This window comes from Allobosea psychrotolerans (assembly GCF_002917105.1).
GTDB classification, from domain to species: Bacteria; Pseudomonadota; Alphaproteobacteria; order Rhizobiales; family Beijerinckiaceae; genus Allobosea; species Allobosea psychrotolerans.
The window spans coordinates 362897-379202 of record NZ_PQFZ01000001.1 but is presented as its reverse complement, the minus strand read 5'-3'; the positions used below and the strand labels follow the sequence as shown (position 1 = coordinate 379202).

At 65.2% G+C, this 16306-nt stretch carries 16 protein-coding genes and 1 pseudogene; 4 read left to right on the top strand and 13 right to left on the bottom strand.

Annotation, left to right across the window (positions count from 1 at the left end):
* Positions 1-121: 121 nt before the first annotated feature.
* From CYD53_RS30825 to CYD53_RS01875, 3 genes are all read right to left on the bottom strand, one after another.
* Entirely contained in the window at positions 122-2533 is a 2412-nt protein-coding gene (locus CYD53_RS30825; RefSeq protein ID WP_103716419.1) for a methyl-accepting chemotaxis protein, read from the bottom strand.
* Between the two features lie 308 nt (positions 2534-2841).
* Positions 2842-3252, bottom strand: a complete 411-nt coding sequence (locus tag CYD53_RS01880; RefSeq protein ID WP_103716418.1) for an acyl-CoA thioesterase — start codon at positions 3250-3252, stop codon at positions 2842-2844.
* Complete coding sequence (locus CYD53_RS01875) at positions 3245-3616, bottom strand: hypothetical protein (RefSeq protein ID WP_103716417.1); 372 nt, start codon at positions 3614-3616, stop codon at positions 3245-3247. Before CYD53_RS01875 ends, CYD53_RS01880 begins: the two co-directional genes overlap by 8 nt.
* Here CYD53_RS01875 and CYD53_RS30585 point away from each other — a divergent pair.
* Positions 3611-3942, top strand: a pseudogene (locus CYD53_RS30585) (site-specific integrase); the annotation flags it as partial. The gene CYD53_RS01875 and the pseudogene CYD53_RS30585 overlap by 6 nt on opposite strands.
* 197 nt (positions 3943-4139) lie before the next feature.
* On the opposite strand, the gene CYD53_RS01865 reads toward CYD53_RS30585, so the two are convergent.
* The 3 genes from CYD53_RS01865 to CYD53_RS01855 form a co-directional block, all read right to left on the bottom strand.
* The gene (locus CYD53_RS01865) at positions 4140-5366 is read right to left on the bottom strand and encodes a flavin monoamine oxidase family protein (RefSeq protein ID WP_103716416.1); all 1227 of its coding nucleotides are present in this window, start codon (positions 5364-5366) and stop codon (positions 4140-4142) included.
* Positions 5363-6907, bottom strand: coding sequence for a cation:proton antiporter (locus CYD53_RS01860; RefSeq protein ID WP_103716415.1), 1545 nt, complete (start codon positions 6905-6907; stop codon positions 5363-5365). Before CYD53_RS01860 ends, CYD53_RS01865 begins: the two co-directional genes overlap by 4 nt.
* 192 nt (positions 6908-7099) lie before the next feature.
* Positions 7100-7855: an alpha/beta hydrolase gene (locus CYD53_RS01855; RefSeq protein ID WP_103716414.1), complete on the bottom strand. Its 756-nt coding sequence runs from the start codon at positions 7853-7855 to the stop codon at positions 7100-7102.
* A 423-nt stretch (positions 7856-8278) separates the two neighbouring features.
* Here CYD53_RS01855 and CYD53_RS01845 point away from each other — a divergent pair, with 423 nt between their 5' ends.
* Positions 8279-8644, top strand: a complete 366-nt coding sequence (locus tag CYD53_RS01845) for a VOC family protein (protein ID WP_103716413.1) — start codon at positions 8279-8281, stop codon at positions 8642-8644.
* A 255-nt stretch (positions 8645-8899) separates the two neighbouring features.
* Here CYD53_RS01845 and CYD53_RS01840 read toward each other — a convergent pair whose 3' ends face one another.
* The 3 genes from CYD53_RS01840 to CYD53_RS01830 form a co-directional block, all read right to left on the bottom strand.
* Positions 8900-10144 carry an MFS transporter gene (locus tag CYD53_RS01840; RefSeq protein WP_103716412.1) on the bottom strand — a complete coding sequence of 415 codons (1245 nt, stop codon included), beginning with the start codon at positions 10142-10144 and terminating at the stop codon, positions 8900-8902.
* A 225-nt stretch (positions 10145-10369) separates the two neighbouring features.
* Positions 10370-12178: a putative bifunctional diguanylate cyclase/phosphodiesterase gene (locus tag CYD53_RS01835; protein WP_103716411.1), complete on the bottom strand. Its 1809-nt coding sequence runs from the start codon at positions 12176-12178 to the stop codon at positions 10370-10372.
* A gap of 265 nt (positions 12179-12443) precedes the next feature.
* Positions 12444-12731: an HlyU family transcriptional regulator gene (locus CYD53_RS01830; protein WP_103716410.1), complete on the bottom strand. Its 288-nt coding sequence runs from the start codon at positions 12729-12731 to the stop codon at positions 12444-12446.
* A gap of 453 nt (positions 12732-13184) precedes the next feature.
* Here CYD53_RS01830 and CYD53_RS01825 point away from each other — a divergent pair, with 453 nt between their 5' ends.
* Together CYD53_RS01825 and CYD53_RS01820 are read left to right on the top strand one after the other, a co-directional pair.
* Positions 13185-13523 carry a hypothetical protein gene (locus tag CYD53_RS01825; protein WP_103716409.1) on the top strand — a complete coding sequence of 113 codons (339 nt, stop codon included), beginning with the start codon at positions 13185-13187 and terminating at the stop codon, positions 13521-13523.
* A gap of 229 nt (positions 13524-13752) precedes the next feature.
* Complete coding sequence (locus tag CYD53_RS01820) at positions 13753-14007, top strand: DUF2798 domain-containing protein (RefSeq protein WP_092167064.1); 255 nt, start codon at positions 13753-13755, stop codon at positions 14005-14007.
* A gap of 21 nt (positions 14008-14028) precedes the next feature.
* On the opposite strand, the gene CYD53_RS01815 is transcribed toward CYD53_RS01820, so the two are convergent.
* From CYD53_RS01815 to CYD53_RS01800, 4 genes are all read right to left on the bottom strand, one after another.
* The gene (locus CYD53_RS01815) at positions 14029-14454 is read right to left on the bottom strand and encodes a secondary thiamine-phosphate synthase enzyme YjbQ (RefSeq protein ID WP_425428250.1); all 426 of its coding nucleotides are present in this window, start codon (positions 14452-14454) and stop codon (positions 14029-14031) included.
* A gap of 14 nt (positions 14455-14468) precedes the next feature.
* Entirely contained in the window at positions 14469-15080 is a 612-nt protein-coding gene (locus CYD53_RS01810; RefSeq protein WP_103716660.1) for a LysE family translocator, read from the bottom strand.
* Between the two features lie 52 nt (positions 15081-15132).
* Positions 15133-15669: an STM3941 family protein gene (locus CYD53_RS01805; protein ID WP_103716408.1), complete on the bottom strand. Its 537-nt coding sequence runs from the start codon at positions 15667-15669 to the stop codon at positions 15133-15135.
* A 320-nt stretch (positions 15670-15989) separates the two neighbouring features.
* The gene (locus tag CYD53_RS01800; protein WP_103716407.1) at positions 15990-16235 is read right to left on the bottom strand and encodes a hypothetical protein; all 246 of its coding nucleotides are present in this window, start codon (positions 16233-16235) and stop codon (positions 15990-15992) included.
* Positions 16236-16306 lie beyond the last annotated feature (71 nt).

The window sequence follows — 16306 nt, the reverse complement described above, 5'->3', positions numbered from 1 at the left end:
TTCGGGCAAGGCCAGTCTGAGCGCTTGCGCAAAAGGATCGGGGCCAGCGCAAAACGATCGCCCCCGCCGCCTTGCGGCAGCGGGGGCGTAAAGAGCGTCGCCTTGGGTTCGGCTACTGGTCTCAGGCGGCTTCCGCCATCCGAGGTTCCTCGCCATGGTCGGCGATATGGCCCTCGCGGAACTTGAAGCGGCCGATATGCTCGGTCAGCGCGCGGGTCTGCTCGTCGGTCAGGGCCAGCGCCGCATTGGTCTCCTCGACCAGCGCCGCGTTCTGGTGAGCCATGGTGCCGATGCCGTCGATCTCGCTGTTGATCGCCGAGACGTCGGTGGCCTGGCTCCTGGCTGTCTGCGAGATGCCGTTCATCAGCCCGGTCAGGTCGTTGACCGAGGCGACGATGGCCTCGAACATCGCCGAGGTCTCCTCGACCAGGCCGACGCCGACCTTGACGTCGCCATGGGCGGCCTCGACCAGCTTCTTGACGTCGTTGGAGGCGTCGGCCGAGCGCTTGGCCAGGCTGCGCACCTCGGTCGCGACGACGGCGAAGCCGCGTCCGCTATCGCCGGCGCGGGCTGCCTCCACCGCCGCATTGAGCGCCAGCAGATTGGTCTGGAAGGCGATCTCGTCGATCATCGCGATGACCTCGGAGATCTTGTTCGAGGAGGAACGGATGCGGTGCATCGCCTCCAGCGCGGAGGCCACCACCTTCTCGCCCTGCTGGGCGCGGGCCTCGGCGCCCTCGGCCATGCCGGTCGCCTGGGCGGCTTCGGCTGCCGTCTTCTTGACGGTGCCGGCGAAGGCGGTGAGCTGGTTCGTCGCCATCGAGACGGCGTTGCTCTCCTCGCTGGTGCGCTCGGCGAGGTCGGTCACGCCGTCGAGGATCTCGCTGGTGGCGCTGCGCACGGCCGCGACCGTGTTGGAGAGCCGCGCCAGCGTGCTCTCGAACTCTTCGGCCAGGCTGTTGGTGCCGTTCTTGAGTTCGGCGAAGGCGCCCTGATAGCGCCCCTCGACGCGGGTCGAGAGATGACCGACCGAGAGCTCCGCCAGCACGTCGCAGGTTTCCGACAGGCCGGCCTGGACCGTTTCGAGCAGTGCATTGACCGAATCGGCCAGCGCGTTGAGCTCGGCATCGGCGAAGGTCGCCGCGACGCGCGGCTTGAAATCGCCGGCGGCGGCGGCGGCGACAACCTCGCCGAAGGCCGCGCCGAGTTCCTGCATCATCGCGCGGCGCTGCTGCTGTGCTCTTACCTCGTCCTCGATCTTGGCCGCTTCCGCTGCGCGCAGCGCGACCGCATTGTCGCGGAACAGCAGCACGCTCTTGGAGATGTCGGCGATCTCGTCATTGCCCTTGGTCTGCACGACCGTCTCGAGCTGGCCGTCTGCGATCGCGCGCGTCGCGGCCCAGAGCCGGTTCAGGCGGCCGACGATCATCGGGCGGACATAGAGCAGCGACAAAGCCAGCGCGACGAGGAGCGAGCCGATGCCGACCGCGCCGAGCCAGAGCTTGCTCTGCTCGATCAGCGTGCGGGTCGAGGCGCTGGAGGCGAGCGCCTCGCCGCGCGCGCTCTTGACGAGCTTGTCGACCTGCGCGCGCAGCGCTTCGGCCGCGCGGCCGACGCCCTGCAGGCTCGCATTGATCCCCTCCTGGGTGGAAAGGTCACGCTGGCGCACGCTGAGGACGCCTTCGCTGCCCTCGCCGACATCGATCACCGTGTTGATGGCGCCGACGCGCACCTTGTTGGGGACGATCTTCTCGATCGCCGACAAATCCTTGCGGATGCGCGTCACGATGGCGGTGAAGCGGTCGCGGGCCGCGCTCAGCTTCGCCTTGTCGTCGATCTGCGCGATCTCGCGCAGCAGGCCGATCAGTTCGTTGACCTGCGCCTCCAGCTTCCGCGCCAGGTCGAAAGCCTGGAAGTCGCGCTCGATCAGCCCCTGGATCGAGGCGTTGAGATCGTCTCCGCTCAGGCCCTTGACGCTTTCCATCCCCATCAGGATGTTGAACCGGGCCTCATCAGCCTCGGCCCCGACCACCCCGACGAAAACGCCGCGCGCCTTCGACAATTGCTCGAGCGAGGCCTGCATCGCCGCCGCGTTGCGCAGCCGCTCTCCGGTCAGGTCGTTGATGTCGTTGATCTGGCGCGACAATTCATCGACGCCGGTCTGGATCGGCTTCATGTCGATGGTGTCGAGCGCGGCGATGCGGCGGATGAGGTCGAACTGGCGGGCCTCGATGGTATCGAGCTCGCCGGTCAGCTTCGCGCGCTGCTGCACCGTGGTGACCTCCATGAACCGAGGCGCCAGCGCCGTCGATTGCGTCGCGGCCTGCGAAAGCTCGAGCGAAAGCTCCACGGTCGGCATCTTGCGCTCGACCGTCTCGGAGACGGTCTGGTTGACGCGATCATAGGAGAACCATGCCACCAGCGAGGCCACGATCGTCAGCACCGTGAGCAGGCCGAGCGCCGCATAGATGCGCGCAGCAATGCCGATGCGAAGCGGCGTGCGCTGGCGCGCGGGCTTCGTAGCCTTGGTCATGAATCGCTCTCCGAAATGCTAACGCAACGCGTGGAAAGAATCAGGAAATAAGGACGGAAAGCGGCTGACCGCGCCGCCGGCCACCAGGCGCGAGTTCGCGCAGAGCGAGAACCTCGCGACGATCGCGCATGCGTGCACAGCCCCGATTTCAGAAGGCAGGACAAGGCCTTCCGAAGAAGAAGATCGCGGATATGCACTTAAGGAACGTTTAAGCCGGCGGATTCTTCTGAATCACTCAGCCGCACCGACGCTTCAGCATTCGTTAGGCTGTGCGGCGGAAGCAAGGCTCGGCAGGCGCAGCCTCCGCCTCACGCCTCCTGCGGTTCCGGCACCGGTCTCGGCCGGCCTTCCTCGTCGATCGCCACGAAGGTGAAGGTCGCGTCGGTGACCTTCTCGTGCAGCGTCGTGCGGAAGCGGCGCGCCCAGGCTTCGACATGGATCTTCATCGAAGTCCGCCCGACGGACTCGACCTCGGTATAGACGCTGAGCACATCGCCGACCTTGACCGGCCTGTGGAAGGTCATGGCATCGACCGCGATCGTGACCACGCGCCCTTGCGCCCGGTCCACCCCGGCGATGCCGCCGGCCGCGTCCATGCGCGACATCACCCAGCCGCCGAAGATGTCGCCATTGGCGTTGGTGTCGGCCGGCATGGCGTTGACGCGCACGGTGAGACTACCGCGCGGAGCTTCATCTTGCGTCAGGCCCGGCTCAATCATCGTTGCTCTTCCCCTCTTCGACATGAAAGGAATGGAGCACACGATGCAGCACCGGCGCCAGTACAAAACCGGTCGCGATCACCACGAACAGCCCTGAGAACAAGGCATAGGCGCCGGCGAAGAGCTTTCCGCCATCGGTCTTGAGCTGGTCGACGGGGCCCATGCCCGAGAGGATCATCGCCGCGTTGACGAAGGCGTCGATGGCGCTCATGCCCTCGGTCGACATGTAGCCGGCCATGCCGATCGCCATGCCGATGACGGCCATGCCCAGCCAGAGCAGGATGGCACGGCCCAGCCGCAGCGCGAAGCGGCGCACGGGGATGAGGTTTTGCCCGCGATACTCGAACTGCGTCAGGCCCTTCATCGCCGCTCCCTCACGGCGTGGCTCAGAAAGAGAGGCCCTCTTGAAGAGGGTTGGCTCTTCCCGAGCCGTAGCCGGTATGGCGATCACATTACAACGCGCCAGTACGGCCGTCTCCTCGCATCGGGGTGGCTCTGATCGGATTGGATCCAGCGCTCCGTGGAACTCACAGTCCGTGCAGAACGAAGGTCGCTCTGATCTACAGGCGCACCGGCAATCTGCGCGCCTGTCAGCTCCTTCTCGGTCATACAAAGCTGGAGAGCACCGTGCGCTACCTCGGCATCGAGGTTGACGATGCGCTTCTCCTTTCGGATCAAACGGACCTGTGACACTAGGCACGGCGGGCGCCCGCCGCACCATTCTCATCATTCGGCCAACGGCCCAATTGCGGTGGAATTGCAGTCCTTCGTCACCAACACCGAGCTTGCCCGGATCGCCAATAGCGGAAGTTGGTCGCTCGCCAAGAAGCAGACATTCCTGGATTCTCGTATTGCCCTCGCAAACGGTTAGGCTTTCGACATCCAGATCAGGTTTTCAAAGAGTTCAGGACAGCACGTGCCGCATCGAACCCGGTTTGAAGGGCGCCATGCGCCGTCGAGAAATCCTGGGTCGAGCAGGCCTCGCCGGCAAAGAAGAGCCTGCCATCGACATCCGAGGCCAGGATCGCCCGCGCCTCGGCATGGCCGGGTAGCGCGTGGCTGTAGGAGCCTCGCGCAAAAGGCTGGCGTCCCCAGCGTGTTTGCGCGATCGGCTCCAGTCGGCTCCTGATCCCGGAGCCGAACAGTCCGGCCAGCTCGTCGCGCGCGAAAGCGGCAAAAGCATCGCCGTCGGCTTCGAACTCGCGCGCGGCCTCGCCGCCGACGAAGCCTTCGATCAGCGGCCGGCCGAACGGCCTTAGATGGTAGCTCGCCGTTCGTTTCAGGGACGGATTGCCCAGGAGCTGCGTGTCCGGTTCGAAGCCCTCGCAATCAGACAATTTGAAGATGATCTTGTCCGCCAGGCCCAGCGGGAGCGCACCGGCGGCATCGATGTGATCCGATGCGCGAGGCGGCAGGCGTATCGCGCCGGAGGCAAGCACATCGGTCGGGACCGTGACGATGACGCGCGCCGCCACGATCTCACCTCTCACGCTCGTCAGCCGCAATGTATGCCCCGATGCGTCGATGCCGGTGATCGCTGTGCTTAACGCGACCGGCACGTCCTGCGCCGCAGCCGCAACGAGGCTGCCATAGCCCTCGGTCACGCGCCAGTTCACGCCTGTTTCGGCATCGGCATAGGCGAGATAATCGCGGATCGAGAGCTGCTCCAGCTCCGTGCCGTTGATGTAGGTGCTGAGGGCTTCGAGATAGGGCGTCCAGCGGTCACTTGCGTCCAGAAGGTCCGAGGCGCGGTCGCTCCCGGGAGGTGCCTCGCGCAGGCGCTGCTCGAAACGGGCGAAGGCGGCCCGCGCGGCACGCTGGTCGGCCGCAGGAAAGCCGAGATCGCGAAACTGGACGCCCCATGGCGGCGTCGTCCGGTCGAGATGGAAGCCGAGCTGCGGTGCGAGCGAAGCCCAACCATTGCGATCCGCCGAGTGGAGCCAGCCGCAGCCGAGGTCGAAATGAAGGCCGTCGTGGAAGGCGGTGTGCGCCCGCCCGCCGATCCTGTCGGTCGCCTCGATCAGAAGCACGTCGAGCCCGGACGCGGCGAGATGCCGGCCCGCCGCAACGCCGGCCGCTCCGGCCCCGACGATCGCGACATCGATCGGCTTCATGCGCTGCCCTCCCGCGGCGCGGCGCCGAGCTCCAGCCAATCGAGCTCTTCCTCGAGCCGGTGGAAGGCGTCATCGCCGATGGTCCCGCGCTTCCGCAGATCGAATGCGGTCTTCCGCGCCACCTCGAGCGCGGTCCGCCGCAGGGCATTATGGTCGGTGTCGAGCTGCGCGGCCCGTCCGGTCTGCTCCAGCATGTCGCGATATTCCTGTCGGACCGCCGCAGCAGCCGCCTTCCGCGCGCCTTCGAGCGATTCGATCGCGGCCTGCAGCGCGGCCTTCCGCGCGAGGGCAAACTCGCGGTCGACGGGGTGATCGTCGCTGATCGCGAGATAGCGCAGCAGTGGCGTCAGCGTCAGCCCCTGGATCAGCAACGTGCCGACCACGACGGTGAAGGCACAGAGCAGGATCAGGTCGCGATAGGGGAAATCGGCGGGAAGGGCGAAGGCGGCCGCGAGCGTGACGATGCCGCGCATGCCGCACCAGGCGACGACGACGCTGCCCTTCGCGTTCTGGAGAAAAGTCGCCCTTTCCCGCGCATCCGAAGAGCGACCCGAAACCAAAAGGGCGATCCCCCTGTAGGTCGCGACCCATGTCAGCCGCACGAGAATGACCGTTGCGAGGACCGCGAGCGCGATCCAGGCGTAACCGACACGTTGCGCGGCATCGAACCCTTCGAGGATCGGTCGCAACTGCAGGCCGACCAGCACGAAGGCCAGAACCTGGAGCACGAAAACGGTCGTCTCCCAGACTGCGTAGGAAGGAATGCGCAACCTCGCGCTGGTCACGGCAGGAGCCGTCCGCGCAAGCACGATGCCGTAGACGACGACAGTGATGATGCCGGACAGATGCAGCCGCTCTGCCAGGATCCAGACGCCGAAGGTCGTAACGAACTGCACGATGATGGCGCTTGCCGGATCGCGAAACAACACGAGCAGCCGCACCGCGGCCAAACCGAGAACCGTGCCGAGAGCGATGCTGCCCACCGTGACGAGGGCGAAGGCTGGCAATGCATTCGCGAGGCTGAAGCTGCCGGCCGCGACCGAACCCACCGCAAGGCGGTAAATCAGCAGCGCGGTTGCATCGTTCAGCAGGCTCTCCCCTTCGAGGATCACGACGATGCGATGGGGCGGCCGCACCCTTCGCAGGATCGCCGTCGCTGCAACGGCGTCGGGCGGGGCGACGATCGCTCCGAGCGCGATCGCGGCGGCCCAGGTCATATCGGGCACGAACCATCGCGTCACAACTGCAACGACGGCGGTGGTGACGCCGACAGCCACGAAAACCAGACTGGATATGGGCAGCCAGTTCCTGCGCAGATCGCGCGGCGAGCTGTCAAAGGCCGCATCGAGCAGGATCGGCGCGACGAAGAGGGCGAGCACCAACTCCGGATCCAGCGTGATGCGCGGCGCATTGGGAATGAAGGCGAGAGCTGTCCCGCAGATGGCGAGAACGACCGGATACGGGATGCCGGTTCGTCGCGAACCAGCCGCGAGGATGACAGCTCCGAACATGATGACGAGGATTGACTCGAACAGGACCATGCTCGGCCATTCTATCTTCGATTGCCGTGGTTTCGATCGCAGGCGATCCGGCCCGGCAATATCTTAGCTTCAGTCAGGCGGCATCCGCCAGTTGCGGAAGCCGAGCAGCGCCTCAAGCGAACCCTTGTGTAAGAGCGCCTCTGGCCGTCAGGCCTCGCCCCGCCCGTGCTTCTATGTCCTGTATCCTAGCGGCTATCTGGCCGCGCGGATGATCAGCTCAGAGATTCTTTCAGGAAAGGACAGCATTGCGACATGACTGGACGGCACCTCGATCGACATCGCCCGTGATCGCTCCACCTGATCCTTCTGGAGCTGCGGCGGAATGATGGCATCGTTCGTCGCAATTGCCATGAAGGTGGGTCTGTCTCGCCAGGCCGCGCGGACGACCGGCGTCGTGAGAGTTCTTGCGTGCAGCCTGCCTTGTACGGCGGTCACCAGTTTCTGCTCTCCGGCCGTCAGGTCCGGAGCAAAATAGCGGGAGATTCCCGCATCACTGATCCTAAGGAACCCGTCTTCATCGCGGATGTACTCGGCACGACTTTCCTGTTGCGGATATCGAGAGGTGATGTGGCTCTGGGCCTCTCCGCTGTCTGGAGCGTAGGCCGCCACGTAGACCAGCGCTCCGACCTTGGGGTCATTGCCGGCTTCTGTAATGACGATCCCGCCATAGGAGTGACCAACCAGAACAACAGGAGCTTCAGCATCTCGGATCGCGCGGCGCGTCGTCGCCACGTCGTTTTCAAGCGATTGCAGTGCGTTCTGGACGGCAATGACCTTCAAGCCGGCCTTTTCCAACAGGGGAATGACCTTGTGCCAGGACGATCCGTCGGCGAAGGCGCCATGGACAAGGACGACGGATTTGGCCGCCACCTGAGCGATCGTGGTCGAGCTGGCCATCAGCGCAGCCGCGCCGACCGCCAGGAAAAGCATCTGCCGAAAACTGCTCATTTCTGTCTCTCCGGGGTTAACGACGACGTCGTTCGGCCGCGTCGAGCGGAAGACTAGCACTCGGTCGCGATCGCAGCTGTAAAACGGGGTAAAATCGGCGACTGGCATCAACCCGCCGGAACCTTGGTAGCGACCGGTCCTGCCGACTTGCGCGGGAGATTTTTTTTGTTCGGATAGGCGAGCGGTCGCGTCAGGGTCGGGCGGTCGGCTCTTCCTCACGCAGGTTGATCGAGCGCACCCAGGACAGGTTCGACACCTGGCCCGAGAAGCTGGTTGCGCATGCCGCCTGCCGACCGAAACTTGGCTCAGGACTCGTTGACCAGAGCCAGAAGATGACGGCTGCCGCGATACAGATTGCGGAGAAGAAGGTGTGGGCGCATCGGTCGTAGCACGTTGCGATGCGTCGCCGCGATATTCTTGAGCATGTCCGGCTGGCCGATCGCGGCCCTGGGCTTCGAGAAACACGCCGCCTACTACTCGGCGGACGGCAAGACCCTGCTGCATGGCGAACTGCGCATGGGTGAGAGCTTCGTCATGCTGGGCTCGGCCGAGAACAATGAATTCGTCAAGCTGGTCGCCAGCCCCGCCGAGCTCGGCGGCACCACCGCCTCGCCCTATATCGCCACCGACGACATCGACGCCCGCTGCGGGCGGGCGCGAGCAGCCGGAGCCGAAATCTTGATGGAGCCGACCGACCAGCCCTATGGCAGCCGCGACTTCATCTGCAAGGACCCGGAAGGCCATGTCTGGTGCTTTGGGACGTACCGGCCGGGCGACAAGCCGGCTTGAAGCACCGCGCTGTCAGCACAGCCCCGCCGTCATTCCAGACAAGCCGCCCTCGGGTCCGATCCGGATCCATCGAAGGGCGCTGCACCCTACGATGGATTCCGGCTCTCCGCGGAGTCTATCCTTGGGCCGATCGAAGATCGGACCCGGGGGCTGCGCCCGGAATGACGGCGCGGTTGTGATGAGGCCGCAGCCCTCACGCCACCGCCTGACCTGAGCGAACTTTTGGCCGTGAGCCAGGACGCGCAGAAAGCCGCGTCAGGCGGCCGCTGGCGTAGAGCTGCCAAGCGAATTCCGCGGTCGCGCACGCATCATCAGCCAGCACACCAGCCCGAGATTGACGAGGTTCCAGGCCAGCCCGTTGAGGAAGGCGACGCGATAGGAGGCGAAATAGTCGAAGATCGCGCCCGAGACATAGCCGCCGAAGGCCATGCCCAGGACCGTCGCCGACATCACGATGCCGATGCGCACGCCCGCCTCCTTGGCCGGCAGGTATTCACGGATGATGACCGCATACATCGGCACGATGCCGCCCTGGAACAGGCCGAAAATGCCTGTGACGATGTAGAGCGAGGTCAGGCCGTCGAACCAGAGATAGAGGAACAGCGCCGCGCCCTGCATCGCCGAGCCCAAAGCCAGCGTCGCCGTTCCGCCGATGCGGTCGGCGACGAAGCCCGAGCCGATGCGGCTGATGATGCCGAGCAGCAGCATCAGCGAGAGCATATCCGCGCCGCGCGCGACGCCGTAACCGAGATCGCCACAATAGGCGACGATATGGACCTGCGGCATCGCCATGGCGACGCAGCAGCAGAACCCCGCCACCGCGAGCAGCCATTGCAACTGGTTCGCGGAGAGGCCGAGATCGCCGCGCGCGCTGGTGCTCGCCGCATCGTCGGCCGCCATGTGCTCGACCGAGGGACGGCGCCGGAAGAACAGCGACATCGGCAGCATGATGATGAGCGCCGTCAGTCCGATACCGATATGCGTCGCCCGCCAGCCATGATGCGCCAAGCCCCAGGTGATGAGCTGCGGCCAGATCACCCCGGCGAGATAGCTCCCCGATGCGCCGAACACCACGGCAAGCCCGCGATGCCTGCGGAACCAATGCGACAGGTCGGCGATCAGCGGGGAGAAGCCGGCCCCGCCGCCAATGCCGATCAGGACGAGATGGATGAGCGCGAACTGCCAGAGCGATTGCGCCAGCGCCGCCAGCATATAGCCGCTGCCGAGCAGGAGCGCCCCCATCACCACCGGCACGACGATGCCGTAGCGATCGGCTATGCGGCCCATGGCGATGTTGCCGAAGCCGAAGCCGATCATCACGCAGGTATAGGGCAGCGCAGCGCCTGCCCTGAGCGTGCCGAACTCGGCCTGCACCGAAGGCAGCACGACCACGACTGACCAGGTGCCGACGCAGGCGACCGTGCCGAGCAGCAGCGACATCGCCAGCCTGAGCCAGGCATAGGAGGAATCCGGCGCATAACGCGCATCCAGGGAAGCCATGTTTCCTCGCGCCGTCGTTTTCAGAGAACGACTTTTCCAGAGCAATCTCCGATCCGATCGGATCGTTCAATTGCTCTAGATCTTTGCTTTAACGCATTTTCTTCACGCGAACCGGTATCCACTTCGCTCGAAAATGCTCTGGGAGCGAGGATTAGGCGGCGCCGCCGCGCGCGACAAGCGCAGGCCCCGCAGGGCGGGACGGCGTTGGTGGAGGAGGCGTGCCCCTCAGGCGCCCGTCACATGCGCATAGGCGCTGGCATCCAGCGGGCGGCCGAGCAGGAAGCCTTGCGTCAGGTCGCAGCCTTCCTGGATCAGGAAGTCGAGCTGCTCGGGCGTCTCGACTCCTTCGGCCACCACCTCGATGCCGAGCGCATGGCCGAGCTGGATGACGGCGCGCGTGATCGCGACCGATTCCAGCGTCACACCGAGCTTGGCGACGAAGCTGCGGTCGATCTTGAGCGTCGTCAGCGGGAAGCGATGCAGATAGGAGAGCGAGGAATAGCCGGTGCCGAAATCATCGAGCGCGATGCGCACGCCGAGCGCGCGCAATTTGCCGAAGGTCGCCATGGCGCGGTCGGCATCGGTGACCATGACGCCCTCGGTGATCTCGAGTTCGAGCCGCTCGGGGTCGAGGCCGGTCTCGGCCAGCACCGCCGCGACACGTCCGGGCAGGTCGCCGGACTGGAACTCCAGCGCCGAGATGTTGACGGAAATCCGCAAGGGCTGTGTCCAGCGCGCCGCCTCGATGCAGGCGCTGCGCAGCACATAGGCATCGAGCCTGGCGATGAGCCCGCCCTCCTCCGCCGCCGGAATGAAGCTCGCCGGTGCGACGATGCCGCGCACCGGGTCCTTCCAGCGCGCCAGCGCCTCGAAGCCTGCGATCGAGCCATCGGCCCGGAACAGCGGCTGGTAATGCGGATGGATCTCGTCGCGCTCGATCGCCTGGCGCAGGTGCCGGCTGAAGGTGACGCGTTCCTGCTCGCGCGCCTGCTCGGCGAGATCGAACATGCGCATCGCGCCCGGCCCCTCGGATTTGGCGAGGTTCAAGGCGGCGTTGGCGGCAGCGATCAGGCGGATCTGATCCTCGCCATCCCCCGGAAAGCGCGCGTAGCCGGCGCTGACACTGATCTTGAAGGAATGGCCGCCCGCGAAGAATTCGTCCGCGAAGGCACAGCATACGCGCTCGGCCTGCGCCCGCGCCTCGCCCTCGGTCTGCAGCGCGCCCGAGACCAGCATGAACTCGTCGCCGCCGATCCGCGCCAGGAAGGCGTCGTCGGCACTGGCCCGCAGACGCTGAGCCGCCTCGACCAGAACGGCGTCGCCCACGGCATGGCCATGCTCGTCGTTCAGCGCCTTGAAGCCGTCGAGGTCCATGCGCATCACGACCAGCCCCTCGCCGGCGAGGCGCGCCTGCGTCAGCCTCCGGTCGAGATGGGCGCTCAGCGCCGGGCGGTTGTGCAGCCCGGTCAGCCCGTCATGATGCAGCGTGTCCGCCAGCTTCTGCTCGGCCTGCTTGCGCTTGCTGATGTCGACCAGCAGGTTGAAGCCGCCGGTCAGCGCGCCGTCATCCCCGAACAGCGGCGTCGGATAGGTCAGGATCGGCGTCCGCGTCCCGTCAGGGCGTTCGAGCATGGCCTCGACGCCGCGCACCGGCCGGCTTTCGCGCAGCGCGACCGCCATCGGGCCGTCCTGGGGTGCGAGCGACGCGCCCTCGATGGTGAAGAGCTTGTGCGTGATGCACCAGCGATCCGCGCCGATGCGCGGCTCGCGCCCGACAAAGGCGCTGGCGGCGCGGTTGACATAGGTGACCCGCCCCCCGGCATCGGTCATGTAGACGCAGATCGGCAGTTGATCGAGCACGCCCTCGAACCAGGCGTCGCGGCGGACCGGCATGTCGTTCTTCGCCGCCGCGGCCGCGATCTGGGAGAGATCGACACCGCCTTCCCTCAGCGCAGCGAAGCCCGACGCGATCTGACGATCGGCGGAGAACCGGCGATAGGCAGTTGCGTCGGGGCTGGTGACAGCCTTGGACATCGGGGCAATCCGCTGAACATTTTTGAAACTCTGCGCTTTCGATAGAAGCCGTAGAGATCACAACAAATGCTTAAAGCAGCAGCCCAGCGGGCCACTTCAGCGGGATTGCCTCTCACTCTGCAAAATGGAGCGAGAACATCAATAAAAAATGAAAATTCTGAAAAAACTCAAGAAACGATCCAGAAATTATCTTCTGCGCCGCAGAGCAACATACCGATATGCCTTAACGTAATCGACATCACTCGGCAGCAGCGTCGCGGCCGATTTATTTAAAGAGCGCATCGCCTTGCTCATCGACAAGCTGCTTGCCCTTCACCAGCGCAAAATCGGCGGCGTCCTCGGCGCCGGGAAAGCGGTCGGCCCGCACGAAGCGATGCTGGCGGAGCTCCCCGTCGATCTCCTTCTCGACCACGCCGCAGAGCTGGTGCTGCCCGCCCTCCTGATAGGGCGTCGCATGGATGGTGAAACCATTATGCTCGATGCTCTTGAGCGGGCCGGCCGGCGTCGCGCTGGCCTTGCCGCCCAGGCCGAACAGGGATTTCAGGAACGACATGGAGCCTCCGCATTCATTGTGACCTGATATAGAGCATTGCGCGAAAAAGTGGGTACCGGTTTTTCGCGGGAGCAATGCTCTAAGCTTTTAGTATCGATCACGTTTCTCGCATTCGGACGGAACCGTACGAATGCGACGTGATCGAGGGCATTGCGCGAAAAAATGGGTACCGGTTTTTCGCGCGAGCATTGCTCTAAGCTTTTAGTATCGATCACGTCGCATTCGGACGGAACCGTCCGAATGCGACGTGATCGAGAGGATTGACGCCAAGGGGAGCCCGGTTTGCGCTCGTCCACGATCGAGGCCCCAAGAATCGAGGCGCCCAAGCCCGGAAATATCCGCAAGACTTGAAAAACGGCGACAAAATCTCCAGATTGAAGGCGTTCAGGGCGACCGCATGGCCCCTTTACGCCCAAGCTGCTTGCGCGGCCCCCCCTGAATAGGGAGGTGGCGATGAGACTCATCAAATCTCTGTCGTTCGCAAAATCCTCGTCGTTCGCAGGGCTCGGCCTGATCGCGCTCAGCCTGTCCTGCGCCGCGCAATCCCAGGCGCCGCGCGGTCCGCCTTGCATCGACCGCACCCGGCTGATCGCGCAATTGCACAGTTCCTTCGGAGAGCTGGTCATCGGCCGCGGCCTCTCCGATGGCGGTTTCGTCTTCGAGATCCTCGCCGGCCAGTCCGGCTCCTGGACCCTCATCGCCACCACGCCGCAAGGCATGAGCTGCTTCATTGCGGCCGGCGAGGCTTGGGAGCCGGTGCCGAAGCCCGACATCTTCGCCGGGCGCGAATGAAGGGGCGAGGCGCGGCGAGGAAGGACTTGGCGTAAGGCAGGACTTGGCGCAAGGAAGGGCTTGGCGACAAGCTTGGCAGCCGCTAGAAAGCGGCATCGGCCTGACAGGCCGGTCGTAAGCGTCTCACGTCAGGCAACGCATCCAACCCGGCTGTCGCCGTCAGGATGCCTTGCCAAGATGTCTTGCAATGCCCCCGCGGCACGGCCCGCTTACGAAAGCGTATCGTCCCATGTCCAACCTATCGTCCCGTCGCCGGCTTCCGGCGCGCTATGGCACTGTCGTGCTGCCCTTCCTGCTGTCGATCGTGATGACCTTCGTCGTCTCGGCCATCGCGACGCTGCGGGCACTTGGCCCCTCCCCGGACTTCCTCTCCACTTGGCCGGTCTCCTGGGGCCTGTCCTGGCTGGTCGCCTTCCCGACGCTGCTTCTGGTCCTGCCATTGGTGCGGCGGATCATGGCGCTGATCGTGGCTCCGCCAGCCTAAGGGCAGAGCGCCTAGCAACCTCTAGGCGCCCAAATGCAGCACGACCTCTCGTCGATGCGGCCGCCGGCGGTGCTCGAACAGATAGATGCCTTGCCAGGTTCCCAGCGCAAGCCGTCCGTCCATGACCGGGATCGAGAGGGAGACCGGCGTCAATGCCGCCTTGATATGGGCTGGCATGTCGTCGGGCCCCTCCGCGCGATGCGTCAGATAGGCCATCGCCGGATCATCGGCGGGAGGCACCAAACGACGGAAGAACGCGTCGAGATCGCGCCGCACATCGGGATCGGCATTCTCCTGGATCAGCAACGAGCAGGAGGTATGGCGCAGGAACAGCGTCAGCAATCCGCTTTCGACACCGGCAGGGCGGACGAAGGCCGCGACGCGATCGGTGAACTCATAGAGCCCGGCTCCATGGGTCTCGATGGCGAGGACCGATTGCGAGATCATCCCCGTCGCGGCCGTCAGCGCTCGGTCAGCGCGAGCTTGGCGCCCAGCGCGACAAAGGCGGCGGCAAAGCTGCGGCGCAGCCAGGCCATCACGGCCGGGCGGCTGACGACCTTGTCACGCATCGCCGCGGCGAAGAGACCGTAGAGCGCGAAGACCGCAAAGGTCATCGCCATGAACACGCCGGAGAGCTCCAGCATACGCGTGAGCGGCGCGGCGTCGTCGGCGGCGATGAACTGCGGCAGGAAGGCGACGAAGAAGATCGACAGCTTCGGATTGAGCACATTGATCGCGATGCCGTCGGTCAGCACGCGCAACCCTGAGCGCGGATCGGCCTTGGTCTCGACCTTGAGCGCGCCCTGCTCGCGCAAGGTCTGCCAGGCCATCCAGAGCAGATAGGCGACGCCGGCATATTTCACGATCTCGAAGGCCAGCGCACTCGCATGCAGCAGCGCCGCCAACCCCATCATCGCAGCGATGAGATGCGGTACGATGCCGAGTGTGCAGGCCAAGGCAGCCAACACGCTGGCGCGGGTGCCGCGCGTGAGGCCCGCCGCGATGGTGTAGATCGCGCCCGTGCCGGGCGAAGCGACGATGATCAGCGAGGTCAGGAGGAATTCGGGGGACATGGCGGCTCCGGCAGCTGCGGTCGAAATCGCCCGCGCGAAGGTCAGCCCCCATTCAAATGCCAAGCGGCCTTCCCTGCAACTGCTGATAGGAGGTGGCCGCCTCGCCGATCAGTTGCGCGGTGCGCTCCGGCGACTGGTCGAAAAAACCGGCGCTGATGCATAGTCCCGGAAAACCCAAGCCGCGATTGGCGACCCGCGACCACCGCACCAAGCGCGTAAGCGGCAGGCTGCGCTCGGCTTCCTCGGAAACCGTGAGCTCGATGATCGGCTGGTTCTTGTATCGCACCAGGCGAATGCTGCGCAGATCGGCCCAGGCGATCCGGCTCGGCGAGATCGCCGGCGCCAACAGGCCTTGCGCCGAAATCTCGATGGCCGGGCGCGCATCGAACAGGTTGCGCAGCGCCATGAGCAGGCAACCCAGGAAGAAGACGACGCCGACGCAGGCGATGAAGAACGCGAAGGAGCCGGTCCCACCCTTTCGATACAGAACGACGGCCATGAAAGCAGACAGCGCGATCATCGCGACTCCGCCGAGCGCAAGCCGGGCCACTCGGGTCCTCTTGTAGCGGATCGTCACATCAGCGCTCATTCAAAAACCTCGCAGAATCCCGATTCGGATGAGGCGCCATCACGCGGGTGCGGTGGAGCCTTCCCCGCCATCCGTCAGGATCGGCCCGGCATTCGCGAAGATGCCGAACGCCCCGAAAACGAAGATCGGGAAGATCCCATGAACGACACCAGCGGTATCCCAGGGAGGAGCGACAGCACGATCGTCGCGATCAACCGCCAACCTGTCAAAACCATGGCGGCTCCGGCACGACAGCGCGACCTGACGCAGAGCGCCGGAAAACGCTTCACGCCGTATAGGAAAGGGCGCCGGGCGTCCAAACGCAGGAGCCGCAGGTCAGATCAGGAACCCAGACCTTCGAAGACGCCGCCGATCACCGAAGCGGCGGCTTCGCCGGCACCGGAGAGTATGCTGCCTGCGAGGTCGAGCGTGCCGTCAAGGACGGCGCTGACGACGTCGCCGACGCCATCGGTGGCCGTGCTGCCCGTATCGCTCGCCGCGGCGGGCCGTTTCCTCTGCGCTTCGGCCTGCGCCCGGGCGGCCTGAACCGCCGCTTCGATCTCCACCGGATCAGGCTCGTCGGTCATAGCTGCCCCCCTGAAGCCGCCATCCTGGCACCGTACCAGCCAAGAAAAAAGGCCAAGAAAAAAGGCGGGTC